We start from the raw sequence: 19,393 nt of genomic DNA on the forward strand, positions 1-19,393 counted from the left end.
ACCACAGCCGGTGACGACCCGCCTGCCGGATCCCTCGATCCGAGGTCGAGACCCGCGGCCGTCGACGTCCGTGGACGGATCCGTACCGATCTGCCGTGTCGGGCGTGTCGCGGATGTGGGCGTGTCGGCGGCGCGCCGGTCGGTCAGCGGTGCGGAGGCGGGCACGCACACAGCGCGACGCCCGTGCCGGGCAGGAGACCTCGTCAGCGGAGGACGACGGCGTCCGGCGCGCTGACGTCGACGGTCGCCGCCGGCTCCAGCTCACCGGACTCCACCTCGGCCAGCAGCGCGGCGAGCACCGCGGCCTTGTCCTCGGCCTCCTCGCCGCCGCCCCAGACGACGACGGTGCCGTCGTCGAGGGTCAGCGTGACCTCGTCCGCGGTGCGGGCCACGGCGCCGGTGACCCGGTCGCGGACGTCGCCGGGCAGCGCCACGAGCGCGCCGAGCGCGGCCCGGGTCGCGGGGTCGTCGGGCCCGGGCGAGCGGACGTCGAGGGGCACGACGCCGGCCGGCGACTCGCCCGTGACGGTGTCGAAGAGCACACCGGTGGCGTCGACCAGCGAGCGCGTGCCGGCCTCCTCGACGACGGCGACCGGCCGCCGCTCGACCACCGTGACGACGACGCTGCCCGGCCAGCCGCGGGCCACCTGCACCGAGGCCACCTGGGGCAGCCGGGCCACCCGCGCCTCGGCGGCGTCGACGTCGACCCGCAGCAGCGGCGTGCCCTCGGCCACCCCAGCCGCGGTGACCACCTGCTCGGCGGTCAGCGTGGTCGCGCCGTCGACGCGGACGTCGCGCACCGACAGCAGCGGGCTCGCCCACAGCGCCCACCCGGCCAGCGCCAGGACGGCCAGCGCCGCGGCGGCGGCGAGCAGGCGGCGGCGCCGCCGGTCGCGCGGGCTGTCGCGCCGCCGGCGGCGGGCCGGCCGGGCGACCTCGACCGGCGCGGCGCGCTCCCGGTCGGCCGTCGTCCGGCCGGAGCGGCTCACCGGCCGGCGTCCCCGCCGGGCACGGCCTCCCCGGAGGGCACGGCCTCCCCGGAGGGCACGGCCTCCCCGGAGGGCACGGCCTCCCCGGACAACACGGCGAGCACCTCGGGGCCGACCATCGACACGTTGCCCGCGCCCATGGTGATGACCAGGTCGCCGGGGCGGGCGCGGGCGGCCAGCGCCGGCGCGGCGGCGGACCAGGACGGCTCGAAGAGCACCTGGCCGGCCGGCAGCGGGACGGCGTCGGCGACCAGCGCGCCGGTGACGCCGGGCACCGGGTCCTCCCGGGCGCCGTAGACGTCCATCACCACGACCTCGTCGGCCAGGCCCAGCGCCTCACCGAACGCCGTCGCGAACTCGCGGGTCCGGCTGTAGAGGTGCGGCTGGAAGGCCACGACCACGCGGCCCTCCCCCGCCACCGCCCGGGCGGCGCGCAGCTGCGCGGTCACCTCGGTCGGGTGGTGGGCGTAGTCGTCGTAGACGCGCACGCCGGCGGCGGTGCCCTTGAGCTCGAACCGGCGGTGCACGCCGCCGAAGCGCTCGAGCCCGGCCATCAGCCCGTCGGCGGGCAGGCCGAGCTCGAGGCCGGCCAGCAGCGCGGCGGCGCTGTTGCGGGCCATGTGCTCCCCGGGCACCCGGATGCGCACCCGCCCGACGACGGCGCCGTCGAGCACCGCGGTCCAGGCGGTGGTCTCGGGGCCCACGTCGAGGTCGACCAGGCGCAGGTCGGCGTCCTCGGCGGTGCCGTAGGTGCGCAGCCGCGCCGGGGTGGGCACGCCGCGCAGCCGGGCGGAGCCCGGGTCGTCGGCGCACACGACGACGAACCCGTCGGACGAGACGGTGCCGAGGAACCGGTCGAAGGCGGCCTCGACGGCGGCGAGGTCGCCGTAGTTGTCCAGGTGGTCGGCCTCGACGTTGGTGACGATCGCCCCGTGCGGCGCGAGCAGCAGGAACGAGCGGTCGCTCTCGTCGGCCTCGGCGACGAAGACGTCGCCCTCGCCGGCGTGCGCGTTGCTGCCCGACTCGTTGAGGTTGCCGCCGATGGCGAAGGACGCGTCGACGCCGCACGCCTGCACGGCGACGGTGAGCATCGAGGTGGTCGACGTCTTGCCGTGGGTGCCGGCGACGGCGACGCTGCGCCGCCCGGCCATCACCGCGGCGAGGGCGACCGCGCGCGGCAGCACGGTCAGGCCGCGGGCGCGGGCCGCGGCGAGCTCGGGGTTGTCCTCCCGGATCGCCGAGGAGACGACGACGGAGTCGGCGTCGCCGAGGTGCTCCGCGGCGTGGCCCACCTCCACCCGGGCGCCGAGGGCGCGCAGGGCGAGCAGGGTCGGGGTGTCGCGCCGGTCGCTGCCCGACACCCGCACGCCGCGGGCCAGCAGGATGCGGGCGATGCCGCTCATCCCGGCGCCGCCGATGCCGACGAAGTGCACGGCGCCGAGGTCGGCGAGGGCGGGGACGGGCGCGGTCCAGGCGGCGGTCGCGTCAGCGGTCACCGGCGGCCACCTCCAGGACGATGTCGGCCAGCCGGTCGTCGGCGTCGGGCACCCCGGCCGCGGCGGCGTGGGCGGCGTACCCGGCGAGCGCGGCGGGGTCGGTGAGCAGCGGCAGCAGGGTGGCCTCGATCCACCGCGGGGACAGGTCGGCGTCGTCGACGATCAGCCCGCCGCCGGCCTCGACGACCGGCAGCGCGTTGCGCCGCTGCTCGCCGTTGCCGATGGGCAGCGGCACGAACGCGGCGGGCAGCCCGACCGCGGACAGCTCCGCCACGGTCACCGCGCCCGACCGGCACAGCGCGAGGTCGGCGGCGGCGTAGGCGAGGTCCATCCGCTCCAGGTAGTCGACGACGACGTACGGTGCCGCGCCGGCCGGTCGCGCCGGCACCTCGACGTCGGTGTTCTTGGGGCCGCGGGCGTGCAGCACCTGGACACCGGCGGCGGTGAGCGCGTCGGCTGCGGCGACGGCGGCGCGGTTGAGCGAGGCGGCGCCCTGCGAGCCGCCGAAGACCAGCAGCGTGGGCCGGTCGGCGTCCAGCCCGAAGGCGGCTCGGGCCTCGGCACGGCGCCCGGCGCGGTCCAGGCCGCTGATCGCGGTGCGCAGCGGCATGCCGACGTGCTCGCCGCGGTGCAGCGGCGTGCCGGGCACGGTGACCGCGACCCGGGCGGCGATCCGCGCGCCGATGCGGTTGGCGAGGCCCGGCAACGCGTTCTGCTCGTGCACCACGACCGGCACCCCCGCGCGGCGGGCGGCCAGGTAGGCCGGCAGCGCCACGTATCCGCCGAACCCGACGACGACGTCGGCCTGCAGCTCGGCCAGCAGCGCGCGGGTGTCGGCGACGGCGCGGCGCACCCGCCCGGGCACGCGCAGCAGGTCCGGCGTCGGCTTGCGCGGCAGCGGCACGGGCGGGATGAGCCGCAGGTCGTAGCCGCGCGCGGGCACCAGCCGGGTCTCCATGCCGCGGGCGGTGCCCAGGCAGGTGACCCGCGGGGCGGGGTCGCGGCGGCGCAGCGCGTCGGCCAGCGCGAGCATCGGCTCGATGTGACCGCCGGTGCCGCCGCCGGCCAGGACGACGCTCGGCGGGCGGCCGGTCGGCGCGCTCACCGGGACCGCCCCGGGCGGTCGGCGGGCCGGGCGGGCACCCGCTCGGGCCGGCGCGCGGCCGGTGGCGGCACCCGGCGCTCGGCGCCGCGGGCCTCGGCGGGCCGGCGCACCGGGCGCGGCTCGACGGGCCGGCGGCCCGGCGGGCGCTCACCGGAGCGGCCGCGGGGGCGGCCGTCGGCGGGCGCCTCCCCCCGGGTGGTGGGACGGGTGCGGCCCGGGCGGACCGGGTCGACGGCGTGTGCGGGCACGGGCAGCAGCCAGCGCGCCAGCCGGCCGCGGTCGCGGCTGCGGGCGTGCTCGATGGCCTCGGGCTCGGATCGGGCGAAGCGGATGAGGATCCCCACGACGAAGAGGGTGAGCACCAGCGAGGTGCCACCGGCGGAGACCAGCGGCAGGGTGACCCCGGTGACCGGGAGGACCCCCACCACGTAGCCCATGTTCATGGCCGCCTGGCCGACGAGCCAGACGGTGATCGCCACGCTGGCCAGCTGCACGAAGCGGTCGGCCGAGCGGTTGGCGATCCGGAAGCCGGCGAAGGCCAGCACCGCGTAGAGGGTGACCACGACGAGGCAGCCCAGCAAGCCGAGCTCCTCGCCGATGATCGCGAAGATGTAGTCCGACTCCGCCTCGGGCAGCAGGTTCCACTTCATGGCGCTGTTGCCGAGGCCCACGCCCCACAGGCCGCCGTTGGCCAGCGCGTAGAAGCCGCGGATGGCCTGGAAGCCGGTGTCGGTGGGGTCGTCGAAGGGGTGCAGGAAGGCGGTCACCCGCTCCCAGCGGTACTCCGAGCTGCTCACCAGCAGGTAGCCCACCGTGCCCGCGGTCGCGATGCCGAGGCCCCACAGCCGCCCGGGCAGGCCGCCGGCCCACAGCAGGCCGGAGACGACGAGCAGCAGGCTGACGACGGCGCCGAAGTCGGGCTCGAGCATGAGCAGCGCGCTGATGACCACGAAGACCGGCAGCAGCGGCACGAGCAGCGTCCTGAGCGTCAGGCTGCGGCCGCGGGTGGCGAGGACGTGCGCGCCCCACAGGGCGACGACGAGCTTGGTGAGCTCGGAGGGCTGGAAGTCGGTGACGCCGAGGTCGATCCAGGCGCGCGAGCCGTTGTACTCGACGCCGACCCCCGGCACGAGGACGGCGACGAGCAGCACGAGGACGGCGACGAGCGCCATCCCCGACCAGCGGCGCATCAGCCCGGCGGGCAGGCGCACGGCGATGAGCAGGGCGACCAGGCCCAGGCCGGCGAAGACGAGCTGGTCGACGCCGGGGCGCCAGGCCGGCTGGTCGTCGAGCGCCGCCTCGATGGCCGAGGCGGAGAAGACCATGACCAGCCCGATGGCCAGCAGCAGACCGGCCGCCCCGATGACGAGGTGGCAGCTGGTCATCGGCCCGTCGAGCCAGGCCGGCCCGCGCACCCGCGCGGCGGGACCCGCGGACGCCACCGGGACGCCGCTGCGGCGCGTGCGGCGCGTGCGGGTGGACTCGGAGCGGCCGTCCATCCCGCCATCGTCGCCGCTGACGGCGCGCCGGACGGTCAGCTCCCCCGCGTGTCGCGCCGGTCCCCCGCTCGCGCGCCGCCGGAACGTGCTGGAACGGCCCCCTCGCAGGGGCCCGCCCCGAGCCTGCGAGGGGTGGGGGGCGAGGGGGTCCTCCGTCACAGGCCGGTGATGGACAGCCAGTCGGCGTAGAACAGGCCGAGCCCGAAGGCGACGGCCATGCCGGTGACCAGCCAGAACCGCACGATGACGGTGTTCTCCGCCCACCCGGCGAGCTCGAAGTGGTGGTGCAGCGGGGCCATGCGGAACACCCGCCGGCGGGTGGCGCGGAAGAAGGCCACCTGGATGACCACCGAGAGCGTGACCGCGACGAAGAGCCCGCCGAGGACGATGAGCAGCAGCTCGGTGCGGGTGACGATGGCGATGCCGGCCATCAGCCCGCCGAGGGCCAGCGAGCCGGTGTCGCCCATGAAGATCCGCGCCGGGCTGGTGTTCCACCACAGGAACCCGAGGCAGGCGCCCATCGCCGCGGCGGCCACGAGCGTGACGTCGAGCGGGTCGCGCACCTGGTAGCAGCCGTCGACGGCGGCCGCGGCGCAGTCGTGGGTGAACTGCCAGAAGCTCATGACGACGTAGGCGCCGAACACCATCGCCGAGCAGCCGGCGGCGAGCCCGTCGAGGCCGTCGGTGAGGTTGACCGCGTTGGAGAACCCGGCGATGAACAGGTAGGCCAGGACGACGAAGCCGACGGCGCTGACGAACAGCGGCTCGATGTCGCGGACGTAGGAGACGAACTCCGACGCCGGCGTCACCCCCGCCTCGTCGGGGAAGTTGAGCGCGAGGATCGCGAAGGTCAGCCCGACCACCAGCTGCCCGACGAGCTTCGCCGTCTTGTTGAGGCCCAGGCTCCGGCGGTGCCGGATCTTGAGGTAGTCGTCGAGGAAGCCGACGGTGCCCAGGCCCACCATGAGGAACAGCAGCAGCAGGCCGGTGGCGGTGACCCCCCGCCCGGGCTGGCCGATGAGGAACAGGTGGGCGAGCAGGTAGCCGGCCACGGTCGCCCCGACGATGACGGTGCCGCCCATGGTGGGCGTGCCCTTCTTCGACAGGTGCGACTCGGGGCCGTCGTCGCGGATCTCCTGGCCGAAGCCGCGGCGCCGGAACGCCCGGACGGCCAGCGGCGTGGCGAGGATGGAGAGGACCAGCCCGAACGCCGCGGCGATGAGGACGGACTTCACGCGCCTGCCCCGGCGTCCAGCAGGTCCGCGGCGAGGACCTCCAGCCCGTGGGACCGGCTGGCCTTCACCAGCACGACGTCACCGGGCACCAGCACCTCCGAGAGGAAGACGAGAGCGGCCGCCCGGTCGGGCACCGCGACGGCGGTGCTGCCCGGAGAGGTCCCGGCGTCCGCCTCGCCGCCCTCCCCGTGGCGGGCACCGGCGGCCGTGGCACCCGTGACTACTCCTACCGCATCGGGTCCGACGGCGACGACCAGGTCGGCCCCGGCGGCGACCGCGTCGCGGCCGAGCCGCTCGTGCTCGGCGGCGGCGTCCGGGCCGAGCTCGGCCATCCCGCCGAGGACGGCGACCCGCCGGCCGGCCGGCAGCCCGGCCAGCGCGGCGAGGGCGGCGCGCATGGACTCGGGGTTGGCGTTGTAGGCGTCGTTGACGACGGTGACGCCGTCGGCCCGGCGGGTGACCTCCATGCGCCAGCGGCTGCGCGGCGTGGCCTGCGACAGGGCCGCGGCGACGGCGGCCGGCGTCATGCCGAGGGCCAGCGCGGCGGCGGCGGCGGACAGCGCGTTGGCCACCTGGTGCTCGCCGACGACCTGCAGCGCGACCGGGTGCTCCTCGCCGCCGGCGACGAGGGTGAACCGGGCGCGAGCGGCGTCGTCGAGGGTGACGCCGGCGGCGCGCACGTCGGCGCCCGCGGAGCGGCCGGTGGTGACCACCCGGGCGCGGGTGCGCGGCGCCATCCCGGCCACCCGCGGGTCGTCGGCGTTGAGCACGGCGGTACCGGTCCCGGGGAGCGCCTCCACGAGCTCGCCCTTGGCCTGCGCGATGACGTCGGCCGAGCCGAACTCGCCGAGGTGCGCGGAGCCGACGTTGAGGACGACGCCGACGTCGGGCCGGGCGACGGCGCACAGCCGGGCGATGTGCCCGACGCCCCGGGCGCCCATCTCGAGGACGAGGAAGCGGGTGCCCTCGTCGGCGTCGAGGACGGTCAGCGGGAGGCCGATGTCGTTGTTGTACGAGCCGGGCGGGCTCACCGTGGGCCCGGCGGCGGCGAGCACCTGGCCGAGCAGGTCCTTGGTGGAGGTCTTGCCCGAGGACCCGGTGAGGCCGACGGTCCGCAGGCCCGCCGCGGCGAGCCGGCGGTGCACCTCGGCGGCGAGCCGGCCGAGCGCGGCCACGGTGTCGTCGACGACGAGCGCCGGCAGCGGGCCGCCGGGGCGGGTGGTGAGCGCGGCGACGGCGCCCGCCTGCGCGGCGGCGTCGAGGTAGTCGTGCCCGTCGACGCGCTCGCCGGCGACGGCGACGAACAGCGCGCCCGGGCCGACGGCGCGGGAGTCGAGGGTGACGGCGGTGACCGTGCCGGAGGCACCGTCCGGCAGCGGGGCGCCGACGGCCTGCGCGACCTCGGCGAGGGACAGGGCGATCACCGGCGGGCCGCCCCGGCGGTCGTCGCGGCGAGCACCTCGCGCAGCACGGCGCGGTCGTCGAAGGGCGTCACCGTGCCGGCGACCTCCTGCCCGGACTCGTGTCCCTTGCCGGCCACCAGGACGGTGTCGCCGGGGCGGGCGAGCGCCACCGCGCGCGCGATCGCGGCGCGGCGGTCGCCGACCTCCTCGACCGCGTCGCGGCGGTCGGCCGGCACGCCGGCGAGCACGGCGGCGCGGATCGCGGCCGGGTCCTCCGAGCGCGGGTTGTCGTCGGTGACGACCACGAGGTCGCTGCCGGCCGCGGCCGCCGCGCCCATCGCCGGTCGCTTCCCCTGGTCGCGGTCTCCCCCACAGCCGAGCACGGTGATCAGCCTCCCCCGGGTGGCGGCGCGCAGCGCGGCGAGCGCGGTGGCGACGGCGTCGGGGGTGTGCGCGTAGTCGACGACGGCGGTGAACGGCTGGCCGGCGTCGACGGGCTCCATGCGGCCGGGGACGACGGTGGCGGCGATGCCGGCCAGCGCCTCGGCGACCGGGACGCCGACCGCGTCGAGCAGCGCGACGGCGAGGACGGCGTTGGTGACGTTGAACCGGCCGGGCAGCCGCACGCTGGCCGGCCACGACCCGCCGGGGCCGCTGACGGTGAAGGTGGAGCCGCCGTCGGGGGCGGGCGCGACGTTGGTGGCGGTCCAGTGCGCGGCGGCGCCGTCGGCGGAGACGGTGACCGCCCGCTCCCCCAGCATCCCGGCCAGTCGCCGCCCGGCGTCGTCGTCGACGACGACCACCTCGCGCGCGGCGCGGCCGTCGAACAGCAGCGCCTTGGCCTGGAAGTAGTCCTCGAGGTCGCGGTGGAAGTCGAGGTGGTCCTGGCTGAGGTTGGTGAACCCGGCCGCGGCGAAGGGCACCCCGCCGACGCGGCCCTGCACCAGCGCGTGGCTGGAGACCTCCATGACGACGGCGTCCACGCCGGACTCGGCCATCGTGGCCAGCAGCGCGTGCAGCACCGGGGCCTCGGGGGTGGTGCGCACGCTGGGGAACGCCGTCTCGGTGCCGCCGGCGCGGGTGCGCGACTGCACGGTGCCGATCAGCCCGGTGCCGCGGCCCGCGGCGGCGAGGCCGGCCTCGACCAGGTAGCTCGTCGTCGTCTTGCCGTTGGTGCCGGTGATGCCGACGACCGGCAGCCGGCGGGCGGGCTCCCCGTAGACGCGGGCGGCGACGTCGCCGAGGCGGCCGCGGGGGTCGTCGACGACGCACACCGGCAGCCCGGTGGCGGCGGCCTGCTCGCGGCCGGCCGGGTCGGTGAGGACGGCGACGGCGCCGCGGGCGGCGGCGTCGGCGGCGAAGCGGGCGCCGTGCGTGCGGGCGCCGGGGAGGGCGGCGTAGAGGTCGCCGGGCCGCACCTCGGTGGAGGCGAGGGTGACGCCGCCGACCTCGGTGGCGGGGTCGCCCTGGACGGGGTCGCCGACGAGGTCGGCGAGCGCGGCGAGGGGCTGCGGGCGGGTCCCCCGGGGCCGGGGCACCGACCCGGTTCCGGTCGGGGTCACGTCGGGCCAATCTACCGGCGGACCGGTCCGGCCCCGCGCACCCGCGCCCCGCGCGCCGGGCACCGCCCGCACCCGCGCGGGTCCGGCGTCAGTCGCCGGCGGGCCCGCCGGGCGGTCCGCCCGCCACCGCCCCGGTGAGGTCCTCGCGGGTGATCGCGAACTCGGGGCGGGCGGTGCCCGACGGCACGACGCCGGCGTCGGTGAGCACGTGGCGCATGACGTCGGCGAACACCGGCGCGGCCACCTGCCCGCCCTCGGCGGAGCTGCTGGGCCGCTCGAGGTCGACGGCCACGACGTACTGCGGGTCGTCGGCCGGGGCGAACCCGACGAACGTCGTCACGTAGCCGCCGCCGTCGTAGCAGTTGCACTCCGGGTTGGCCCGCTGCGCGGTGCCGGTCTTGCCGGCGACCCGGTAGCCCTCGACCTGCGCGAGCGGCGCGGTGCCGCCGGGGCCGACGACGGCCTCGAGCATGTAGGCGAGGTCGTCGGCGGTCCGCTCGCTGACGACGCGGACGGGCTCGGGCGCGTCGGGGGTGGTCACCGTGCCGTCGGGCGCGGTCACCGAGGAGACCACCCGCGGCGGGATCCGCACGCCGTCGTTGGCGATGGCCTGGTAGACCGAGGCCATCTGCAGCGTGGTCACCGAGACGCCCTGGCCGATCGGCACGTTGGCCGCGCGGCTCTCGGTCCACTCCGCGGAGTCCTGCAGGATGCCGGCGCTCTCGCCGGGGAGCTCGACGCCGGTCTCCGCCCCGACGCCGAAGGCCCGCAGGTACTCCTCGAGCCGCTCGTCGCCCACCTCGCGGGCCAGCATGATCGTGCCGACGTTGCTGGACTTGGCCAGGATGCCGGTGACCGTCCAGTCCACCGGGGCGTGGTCGTGGGCGTCGGTGACGACGACGTCGCCGGCCTGGATGTGGCCGTTCACGTTCAGCACGGTGTCCGGCTCGGCCACGCCCTCCTCGAGCGCGGCGGCCAGCGTCACCGCCTTCATGACCGAGCCGGGCTCGAAGACGTCGGAGACGACGGGGTTGCCGAGCAGCTCGGGGTCGGTGCGGCCGGCCTGCGCGGGGTCGTAGCCCGGGCAGGAGCCCATGGCCACGACCTCGCCGGTGTGCACGTCGAGGACGACGGCCGAGGCGCGGGTGGTGGCGCCGTCGGCGCACGCCTGCGCGAGGCGCTGCTCCATGACGAACTGCACGTCCTGGTCGAGGGTCAGCTCGACGGTGCTGCCGTCGACGGCCGGCGTCGACTCGTCGATGCCCGCGGGGATCGGGTTGTTGCCGCTGCCGACCTCCACCCGCCGGTCGCCGTCGGTGCCGGCGAGGGTGTCCTCGAAGCGCAGCTCGACCCCGCCCAGGCCGGTGCCGTCGCGGCCGGTGAACCCGACCACCTGGCCGCCGACCATCCCAGTTGGGTACAGCCGCACCGGGTCGTCCTCGAACAGCACGCCGGCCAGGCCCAGGTCCTGGATGGCGTCGACGGTCTCCGGCGGCACCTGGCGGGCCAGCACCACGTAGCGGCCGTCGCCGCCGAGCTGCTCGGTGAGCTCGTCGACGGGCACGTCGAGCAGCGCGGTGAGGGCCAGCGCGGTGCGCTCCGGGTCCTCGACGGCCTGCGGGTCGGCGGTCACGCGGGACGCGTCGACGGTGTAGGCGAACGGGTTGCCGTCGCGGTCGAGGATCGCCCCGCGCAGCGCCGAGAGCGGGTACTCGGCCAGCCGGCTCTGCTCGGCGCGGTAGGCGAGGTCGGACCCGTCGACGCCCTGCAGCCACACCAGCCGGGTGGTGACCACCAGCAGCGGGACGACGACGAGCACCAGGCCCCACCAGAGGCGGGCGGGTCCGACGGTCAGCGCGCGGCCGCTGTGCCGGCGGCCGGCGGGGCGCCGCGGCTCGAACGCGCCGGAGCGGGTCGCCCCGCCGCCGCGGGGGCCGCCGGCGCGCGGGGCGCCGTCGCGGGAGGGCACGGGGCGCGGGACGGAGGCCGGGCGGGAGCCGTCCCGGGGGACGCCGGCGCGCGGGACGCGGGCGCCGCGGGGGGACGGCGCCCCGTCGCGGCCGAGGTCGCGGGGCCGCTCGCGCGGGAGGTCGCGACGGCGGTCGCGCGGGGGGTCGCTCGGGCCCACGGTCAGCCTCCGTTCGCGGCGGGCGGTGCGGTCTCCGGCGCGGGCGCCGGCTCGGGGGTGCCGCGCAGGGTGGCGGTGCCGTCAGGGCCGACGACCAGGTAGGCGGCGGTGCCGGCGGGGACCAGCCCGGCGGCCACGGCCGCGGCGGCGAGCCGCGCGGGCGCGCCGCCCTGGACGACCTGCCGCTCGAGCTCCTGCACCTCCTCCGCCTTCTCGGCGTTCTCGCTGCGCAGCTCCCCCGCCCGCAGCGAGTTCACGGCGATGGCGGTGTTGAGCACGAGCAGCGCGATGGTGGTGGCCACCAGCAGCACCACGACCAGCAGCACGAAGGGCGCGCGGCGGGCGCCGGTGGCCCGCGCGAGGCCCGCCCCGCCGGTGAGCAGCCGCAGGTCCGGCACCGACGGCACGCGCGGCGCGGGCCCGGTGGCGCGGGTCGCCCCGGCGCGCACCGGCCGGGAGGGCAGCGTGCGGACGGGCCGGGAGGGCAGGGCGCGCAGCGGCCGGGCGGCGTGCCCGGAGCCGGTGGTCGCCGTGGGCGTCCTGGCCGGCGTCCCGGTCGCCGTCGCCGTCGCCGTCTTCGCCGTCGCCGTCTTCGCCGTCGCCGTCTTCGCCGTCGTGGCCTTCGCCGTCGCCGACCGGGACGCCGTCGCGCCCTTCGGGGACGGCGGGACGGCGCGGGCGGCGCCCTCGCGGGACGCGCGGGCCGCGGCGCTCACGCGGCCCGCCGGATGCGCTCGGCGGCGCGGACGCGGGCCGAGGCGGCCCGGGGGTTGGCGGCCACCTCGGCCTCCGAGGCGGCCTCGCCGCCGCGGGTGAGCAGCCGCAGCACCGGCCCGTACTCGGGCAGCCGGACGGGCAGCTCCGGCGGGGTCCGGTCGGTGGCGAGCTCGGCGAGGGCCTGCTTGACGATCCGGTCCTCGAGGGAGTGGAAGGTGATGACGGCGACCCGGCCGCCCACCGCCAGCGCGTCCAGTGCCGCCGGCAGCGCCCGCCGGAGGACGCCGAGCTCGTCGTTGACCTCGATCCGCAGCGCCTGGAACGTCCGCTTGGCCGGGTTGCCACCCGTGCGGCGGGTGGCGGCGGGGATCGAGTCGCGCACCAGGTGGGCGAGCCGCTCGGTGCCGGTGAACGGCTCCCGGGCGCGCTCGCGGACGATCGCGCCGGCGATCCGCGAGGCGAACCGCTCCTCGCCGTAGACGCGCAGGACGCGGGCGAGCTCGGCGGCGGAGTAGGTGTTGACGACGTCGGCGGCGGTGCGCGGCGCGCCGGGGTCCATGCGCATGTCCAGCGGGCCGTCGGCGGCGTAGCTGAAGCCGCGGTCGGCGCGGTCGAGCTGCAGGGAGCTGACGCCGAGGTCGAACAGCACCGCGTGCACCTCGTCGAGGCCGAGGCGGTCGAGGACGTCGGGCAGCTCGTCGAAGACGGCCGGCACGAGCGTGGCGCGGTCGGCGTGGCCGGCGGCCGCGATGCGGGCGGCGGCCTCGGCGCGGGCGTGCGGGTCGCGGTCGAGGCCGACCAGCCGCAGGCCGGGGTGGGCGTCGAGGAGGGTCAGCGCGTGGCCGGCGAGGCCCAGGGTGGCGTCGACCAGCACGGCGCCCTCGGCAGCGCAGGCCGGGCCGAGCAGGTCGGTGACGCGGTCGAGGAGGACCGGCACGTGCACGGGAGGCGCCGCCGAGTCCTGCGGTGTGGATGCCGCCGAGTCCTGCGGCGCGGGCCGCGGGGGCTCGGGCGTGGTCATCGTCGGTCTCCTCGGGTCGGGCTCCCCGCGCGGGGACGGGCGTCACCGGGACGCACGTGCTGCACATGGTGGCGCGGACAGCGGGTCGGCTGGGGGAGCTCGGCGGGCGTGCCGCGCGACCGGTGGGGCGCCGGGGACGGGCGCGGGCCGCGGGGAGGGGGTGCCTGAGCGGAGGAGGTCCTGAGCGGAGGAGGTCGCGCGGGGACGGCGACCGCGGTGGGGCGGCGTGGGGCCGGTGGGGTGGAGTGGGGTCCCCACCCCCCGCGAGGGCCGCCTGGCGCCGGGGAAGTGCGTCAGGAGGACCCCGCGGGGGGTGGGGCCGGGTGCCGGTCGCGGTGCCGCTGCGGCGGACCGAGCCGCGGGGAAGGCGGTTCGGGCCGCATCCGGTCGAGCCGCGGGGAAGACGGCTCGCGACGGTGCGCGGCTGCCGGGCGACCGGCGGCACGGGGTCAGGAGAGCGTGGGCATCCCCTCGCTCTCCATGGCGGCGAAGACCGCCTCCTGCTCTGCCTCGTAGGCGTCCCACGCGGCCTGGTCCCAGATCTCGAAGCGGGTGTCGACGCCGACCACCACGACGTCGCGGTCGAGGCCGGCGTACTGGCGCAGGCTGGCGGGGATGGTGATGCGGCCGGCCTTGTCGGGCTCGACCTCGACCATCGAGCCGAAGCTCAGGCGGGCGCGCATGCGGGCCTCGGCGGTGTCGGCGGGGGCCATGCTGGCGGCGGCGCGGCTCTGCTCGGCGACCCGGGCCATGGTGAGGCCGTAGACGCAGCGCTCCTGGCCCTTCTTGATCACCATGCCGTCGGCCACCTGCTCGCGGAACCGGACGGGGAGTGCGAGCCGGCCCTTCTCGTCGAGCCGCAACGAGTAGTTGCCGACGAACACCGGATCACCTCCCCCATGTGGTCCTCCTCGTGTCCACCGCGGACCCGGTACGGGCCCTGGCTCCCCACCGCGCCACACACTAACCCACTACGCCCCACCGGACACCACTCGACACCATGTCGTGACCGCTTCTCCCCACGCCTCCCCGCGCAGGTCAGCGGCCGGTCGGGGCGCGTGGGGCGGCCGGTGGGGCGCGGTGGGGCGCCCGGGGGGGAGCGGTGGGGGCCGGGAGCGGCCCGCGGGCCTGCGGGTGGAGCCGGGGACGCGCCCGGGTGGGGAGCCGGACGGGGCGGTCCGCGACGGGCTCCCGACGCGCCGCGGGCACGTACCGTGGGCCGGGTGACCGACACCATGCGTGCGGCGGACGGGACGGCGGGGCTGCCGGTCGACGTCGCCGCGGAGGGCGCGCGGATCGCCGCCAACGTCTCCCGGGTCGTCCAGGGCAAGCCCGACGTCGTCCGCCTGGCGCTGGTCGTGCTGCTCGCCGAGGGCCACCTGCTCGTCGAGGACGTGCCCGGGGTCGGCAAGACGACGCTGGCCAAGGCGCTCGCGGCCTCGATCGACGCGAGCGTGCGCCGCATCCAGTTCACCCCCGACCTGCTGCCGAGCGACGTCACCGGCGTGGCGATCTACGACCAGGAGACGCGGGCCTTCGAGTTCCGCCCGGGCGCGGTGTTCGCCAACGTCGTGGTCGCCGACGAGATCAACCGGGCCTCGCCGAAGACGCAGTCGGCGCTGCTGGAGTGCATGGAGGAGCGGCAGGTCACCGTCGACGGCGTCAGCTACGAGCTGGCCCGGCCGTTCCTGGTGATGGCCACGCAGAACCCGGTGGAGATGGAGGGCACCTATCCCCTCCCCGAGGCCCAGCGCGACCGGTTCACCGCGCGGGTGTCCATGGGCTACCCCGACCGCGAGGCCGAGGTCGCCATGCTCGACGACCGCGGCACCGGCGACCCGCTCGCCGAGCTGACGCCGGTCGCCGACGCCGCGACCGTCCGCGCCCTGGTGGCCGCCGTCGGCACCCTGCACGTCTCCGACGCCGTCCGCCGCTACGTCGTCGCCCTGGTCGAGGCCACCCGCCGCTCCCCCGACCTGCGGTTGGGCGCCTCCCCGCGGGCCGGCCTGCAGCTGCTGCGCACCGCCCGCGCCGCCGCGGCGCTCGCCGGCCGCGACCACGTGCTCCCCGACGACGTCCAGGCGATGGCGCTGCCCGTGCTGTCCCACCGGCTGCTGCTCACCGCCGACGCCGCGGCCGCGCGGCGCACCGCGGAGCAGGTCGTCACCGGGCTGCTCGGCTCGGTGCCCGTGCTGCGCGGGCGCTGAGCGGTGGCGGGCCAGCTCCGGAGCGCGCTGACCTCGCTCACCCTGCGCGGCCGCTGCCTGGTCGCCGCCGGCCTGACGCTGCTCGGCCTCGGCGCGCTGCTCGGCGAGCGGCCGCTGGTGCAGATCGCGGTGTTCCTGCTGGCGCTGCCGCTGCTGTCGGCGGTGCTGGTGGCCCGGCAGCGCTTCCGCGTGGCGGTGCGGCGAACGGTCACCCCGGCCCGCGTGCCGCGCGGGGAGGACGCCGACGTGCTGCTGGAGGTCACCAACACCGACCGGCGCACCGGCCGGCTGTGGCTGCTGTCCGAGCAGCTGCCCGAGGACGCCGGCCGCTCCCCCGGCTTCGTCGTCGAGCGGCTGCCCGCCGGGCGCACCGCGGCCCTGCCCTACCGGGTGCACGGCGGGCGGCGCGGCCGGTTCCGGCTGGGCCCGCTGCGGCTGCGGCTGGTCGACCCGTTCGGCCTGGTGCAGCGCACCACCAGCGGCACCGACGGCGCCCCGCTGCTCGTCGTCCCGCGGGTGCGCCCGCTCGGCCCCGGCGGGCCCGCCGGCGGCCACGGCGGCGGCGGGGACGGCGCTCGCCGCTCGATCGCGGTGCACGGCGAGGACGACGTCAGCACCCGCGCCTACAGGCACGGCGACGACCTCCGCAAGGTGCACTGGCGGGCCACCGCGCGCACCGGCGAGCTCATGGTGCGGATGGAGGAGCGGCCCTGGCGGGCGCAGGCGGCGCTGCTGCTCGACACCCGGGTGCGCGCCCACCTGCTCACCCGGGCCGCCGGCCCCGGGCCCGCCGCCACGTCCGTCCCCGGCCCGCCCGGCGACCCGTCCCCGCCGCCGGACAGCCTCGAGTGGCTGGTCGAGGCCGCGGCCAGCATCGGCAGCTCGCTGGCCCGCCGCGGCGCCGTGCTGCGGGTGGTCACCCCCGAGGGCGAGCTCACGCCCGGTGAGGGAGCGGCGGGCCTCGGCCCCACCGAGCTGCTCGACCGGCTGGCCGTGCTCGGCCCGGCGCGCGGCTCCTCTCTCGCGCCCGCCGCCGACCTGCTGCACCGGGTGGCCGGCGACGGCCCGGTCGTGGCGCTGCTGGGCGCGGTCGGGCCCGACGACCTCGCCGAGCTGGTCACCGCCCGCTCCGGCCCGCACACCGACGTCGCGGTCCTGCTCGACGTCGCGAGCTGGGCCGACCCGGGCGGGCGCAGCCGCCGCTCGCTGTCGGCGACGTCACGGGCGCACCTGGCCGCCCAGGTGGAGGAGTCGGCGTCGCTGCTGCGCGGCGCGGGCTGGCAGGTGGCCGTCGCCGGGGCCGACCGCGGCGTCGAGGCGGTCTGGGCCGACCTCGCCGCCCAGCGCGGCGCGGGCCTGCGGGCCGGCGGGATCGGGGTGCCGGCGTGACCGCGCTCGCGCCGCCGCCGGCCGCTCCCCCGGCGCCCGCCCCGCCGCCGCGCGTCCCGGTCGCGCGCCGCCCCGCGCCGCCCCGGCCGCCCGGGACGCTGCGCCGCGAGGGCGGCACGACCGTCGCCGCCGCCGTCGCCACCGCGCTCGGCGCGTGCGCGCTGTTCCCCGTCTTCACCCGGCCCGACTGGCTGGCGCCGGCCCTCGCCGCGATCGCCGTCGTCGCGCTCACCGGCCTGGCGCTGCGCGCGGCGGGCCCCGCGTTGTGGGCGTGGGCCTCGGGCGGGCGCGCGCTGCCCGCGCGCGCCGCGGCCCTCGGCGTGCCGCTGGTCCCGCTGGGCCAGCTCGCCGCCCTCACCTGCCTGATGACGGGGCTGTTCGCCCCGGCGCGGGCGCTCGGCGGGTGGCTGCCGACCCCGCGCAGCCTCGGGTCGCTGGGTGCCGTCCTGACCGCGGGGTCGGCGGAGATCCGCGAGCAGGCCACCCCCGCGCTGCCGCTGACCGGGCTGCTGGCGCTGACCGTCCTGCTCGTGGGGATGGTCGCGGTCACCGTCGACCTGGTCGCCGTCGGCGGGCGGCAGCCGGCGCTGGCCGGGCTCGGCCTGCTGGTGCTGTTCTGCGTGCCGGTCAGCACCGTCACCGGCGACGTCGGGCTGGGGGCGCTGGCCGCCCCGGCGGCGGGCCTGGCGCTGTTGCTGTGGGCCGACCAGTCCCGGCGGCTGGCCGCGCGCACCGGCCGGGCGGGCGGCCACGGCGCCGGGTCCGCGGCCGCGGCGGGCACCGCGCTCGCGGCGCTGGTGGTGGCGCTGGTGGCCGGCAGCGTCGTCCCCACCCTCCCCGAGGGCCGGTTCGCCTCGGGCTTCGGCCCGGGCGGGGGCGGCGGCGCCACCGGGACGGCGCTGGACCCGGCCGCCGCGCTGCAGGGCCAGCTCACCCTCCCCGAGCCGATCGACCTGCTGCGGGTGGACGTCTCGGTCGACGACCCCGGCTACCTGCGCGTGGTGACGCTCGACCGGTACACCGCCGAGGACGGCTGGACGACGGGCAACCTCGACGGCGAGGCGTCGGTGGCCCAGCCCGACCCGCTGGCGCCGCTGCCCGGGCGACGCGACGGCCGGCCGGTGGAGGCCACGATCACCGCGGTCGGCCACGACGACCGGTTCCTGCCCGTGCTCACCTCCCCGCTGACCGTGGACATCGCCGACCCCGACGCCTGGCGGTTCGACCCGGTCACCGGCACGGTCTTCGGCCGCGACACCACCACCGCCTCGGCCGGCTACCGGGTGACCGCGGTGGAGCCGCGGCCGAGCGAGGACGAGCTGCGCGCCGCCGGGCCGCTGCGCGCGGACGACCCGGTGCGCGAGCGCGACACCGCCATCCCGCCGCTGGCCCCCGAGGTCACCGACCTGGTCGACCAGCTGACCGCGGGCGCCGCCACCCCCTACGACGCCGTCCGGTCGATCCACGGGTGGTTCTCCCGGGAGAACGGCTTCGTCTACAGCCTCGCCACCGCGCCGGGCACCACCGGCGACGACCTCGCCGACTTCCTGCGGCTCAAGCAGGGCTACTGCGAGCAGTACGCCGGGGCGATGGCGGCGATGGTCCGCGAGGCGGGCATCCCCGCGCGGGTGGCGCTGGGCTACACCCCCGGCCGCATCCAGCCCGGCGGCGAGCGGCTGATCACCAGCTCCGACGCGCACGCGTGGGTGGAGGTCTACTTCGACGACCTCGGCTGGATCCCGTTCGACCCCACCCCGATCGACACCGACCGCGCCGTCGAGCTGCCCTGGGCGCCGCGGCCGACGCCGCAGGAGGACGCCTCGACGCCGGACGGCGCCCCGGCGGTGCCGGCCCCGGCGCCGGTGGTGCCCGCGCCGCAGGTGGACCGGGTCGACGGCGGCGGGATCACGACGGGCATGCCGGGGTCCCGCGATCCCGGGTCGGCCCGGCCGGTGCTGGTCGCCGCCGGCGTGCTGCTGGGCCTGGCCGCGCTGCTGGGCGCCCCGGCCGGGGTGCGCGCGCTGCAGCGGCGCCGGCGCCTCGACGACGGCGGCCCGGCGGCGCTGTGGGACGAGCTCGCCGCCACCGCGCGCGACCTCGGCCTGCCGTGGGACCCGGCGCGCACGCCGCGTCAGCAGGCGGCCGGCCTCGCCCGGACGCTGGGGACCACTGCCGGGGCGCACCGGGCGGGCTCGCCGGGCGCGGCCGAGGCGGTCGAGCGGCTGGCCCGCGCGGAGGAGACGGCCAGCTACGGCCGCCCCGGCGCGGCGCCCGGCGACCCGTCGGCCGTCGCGGCGCTCCGGGCCGCCCGCAGGGGCCTGGCCGCCGCGGTGCCGGCGCGGGTTCGGCTGCGGGCGCTGCTGTGGCCGGCCTCGCTCGCCGACGCGCTGGGCGGCGGGTTCGCCGACCGGCTCCGGGCCCGGCTCCCGCGCCGCCGTCCCGCGGCCTGACCGGCCGCCGTCGCAGGCCTGGTCCTCCCCCTCCCCGTCGGCGCCCCGCCGTCCCGGTCGACCTGCCCGGTCCGCCTGCCCCCGGGCGCCGGTCCACCCACCCTCGCCGTGTGGTGGGGGGGGGCGGGCGGGGGGGGGGGGGGGGGGGGCGGGGCGCGCGGGGGGGGGGGGGGGGGGGGGGGGGGGGGGGGG

Annotated in this window: 14 protein-coding genes; 3 read left to right on the forward strand and 11 right to left on the reverse strand. The window is 78.4% G+C overall.

Annotated elements, in window-relative coordinates; genetic code table 11:
• Window positions 1–203 precede the first annotated feature (203 nt).
• The 11 genes from ACI78R_RS20820 to mraZ all read right to left on the reverse strand — a co-directional run bounded on the left by ACI78R_RS20820 (window position 204) and on the right by mraZ (window position 14,039).
• Window positions 204–989, reverse strand: coding sequence for a cell division protein FtsQ/DivIB (locus tag ACI78R_RS20820; RefSeq protein ID WP_457042122.1), 786 nt, complete (start codon window positions 987–989; stop codon window positions 204–206).
• On the reverse strand, window positions 986–2,485 hold the full coding sequence (gene murC / locus ACI78R_RS20825) for a UDP-N-acetylmuramate--L-alanine ligase (RefSeq protein ID WP_457042123.1): 1,500 nt from the start codon (window positions 2,483–2,485) through the stop codon (window positions 986–988). The genes ACI78R_RS20820 and murC overlap by 4 nt, the downstream gene beginning before the upstream one ends.
• The gene (gene murG, locus ACI78R_RS20830; protein ID WP_457042124.1) at window positions 2,475–3,590 is read right to left on the reverse strand and encodes an undecaprenyldiphospho-muramoylpentapeptide beta-N-acetylglucosaminyltransferase; all 1,116 of its coding nucleotides are present in this window, start codon (window positions 3,588–3,590) and stop codon (window positions 2,475–2,477) included. The genes murC and murG overlap by 11 nt, the downstream gene beginning before the upstream one ends.
• Window positions 3,587–5,089 carry a putative lipid II flippase FtsW gene (gene ftsW, locus ACI78R_RS20835; RefSeq protein WP_457042125.1) on the reverse strand — a complete coding sequence of 501 codons (1,503 nt, stop codon included), beginning with the start codon at window positions 5,087–5,089 and terminating at the stop codon, window positions 3,587–3,589. Before ftsW ends, murG begins: the two co-directional genes overlap by 4 nt.
• Window positions 5,090–5,244: 155 nt before the next feature.
• A complete protein-coding gene (gene mraY, locus ACI78R_RS20840) occupies window positions 5,245–6,324 on the reverse strand; it encodes a phospho-N-acetylmuramoyl-pentapeptide-transferase (protein ID WP_073422416.1) in 1,080 nt (359 codons plus the stop codon).
• The gene (locus ACI78R_RS20845) at window positions 6,321–7,748 is read right to left on the reverse strand and encodes a UDP-N-acetylmuramoyl-tripeptide--D-alanyl-D-alanine ligase (RefSeq protein WP_457042126.1); all 1,428 of its coding nucleotides are present in this window, start codon (window positions 7,746–7,748) and stop codon (window positions 6,321–6,323) included. Before ACI78R_RS20845 ends, mraY begins: the two co-directional genes overlap by 4 nt.
• Window positions 7,745–9,289 carry a UDP-N-acetylmuramoyl-L-alanyl-D-glutamate--2,6-diaminopimelate ligase gene (locus ACI78R_RS20850; RefSeq protein ID WP_457042127.1) on the reverse strand — a complete coding sequence of 515 codons (1,545 nt, stop codon included), beginning with the start codon at window positions 9,287–9,289 and terminating at the stop codon, window positions 7,745–7,747. Before ACI78R_RS20850 ends, ACI78R_RS20845 begins: the two co-directional genes overlap by 4 nt.
• A gap of 88 nt (window positions 9,290–9,377) precedes the next feature.
• Entirely contained in the window at window positions 9,378–11,417 is a 2,040-nt protein-coding gene (locus ACI78R_RS20855; protein WP_457042128.1) for a peptidoglycan D,D-transpeptidase FtsI family protein, read from the reverse strand.
• A gap of 2 nt (window positions 11,418–11,419) precedes the next feature.
• A complete protein-coding gene (locus ACI78R_RS20860; protein WP_457042129.1) occupies window positions 11,420–12,133 on the reverse strand; it encodes a hypothetical protein in 714 nt (237 codons plus the stop codon).
• Window positions 12,130–13,155: a 16S rRNA (cytosine(1402)-N(4))-methyltransferase RsmH gene (gene rsmH, locus ACI78R_RS20865; protein WP_457042130.1), complete on the reverse strand. Its 1,026-nt coding sequence runs from the start codon at window positions 13,153–13,155 to the stop codon at window positions 12,130–12,132. The genes ACI78R_RS20860 and rsmH overlap by 4 nt, the downstream gene beginning before the upstream one ends.
• A gap of 449 nt (window positions 13,156–13,604) precedes the next feature.
• A complete protein-coding gene (gene mraZ, locus ACI78R_RS20870; protein ID WP_073422411.1) occupies window positions 13,605–14,039 on the reverse strand; it encodes a division/cell wall cluster transcriptional repressor MraZ in 435 nt (144 codons plus the stop codon).
• 339 nt (window positions 14,040–14,378) lie between these two features.
• Between mraZ and ACI78R_RS20875 the strand changes: the two genes are divergently transcribed.
• The 3 genes from ACI78R_RS20875 to ACI78R_RS20885 are packed head-to-tail and all read left to right on the forward strand — an operon-like array spanning window position 14,379 to window position 19,201.
• A complete protein-coding gene (locus ACI78R_RS20875) occupies window positions 14,379–15,362 on the forward strand; it encodes an AAA family ATPase (protein WP_245794831.1) in 984 nt (327 codons plus the stop codon).
• Between the two features lie 3 nt (window positions 15,363–15,365).
• On the forward strand, window positions 15,366–16,751 hold the full coding sequence (locus tag ACI78R_RS20880; RefSeq protein WP_457042131.1) for a DUF58 domain-containing protein: 1,386 nt from the start codon (window positions 15,366–15,368) through the stop codon (window positions 16,749–16,751).
• The gene (locus ACI78R_RS20885; protein ID WP_457042132.1) at window positions 16,748–19,201 is read left to right on the forward strand and encodes a transglutaminase family protein; all 2,454 of its coding nucleotides are present in this window, start codon (window positions 16,748–16,750) and stop codon (window positions 19,199–19,201) included. Before ACI78R_RS20880 ends, ACI78R_RS20885 begins: the two co-directional genes overlap by 4 nt.
• Window positions 19,202–19,393: the final 192 nt, after the last annotated feature.

This window comes from Geodermatophilus sp. SYSU D01106 (assembly GCF_054049995.1).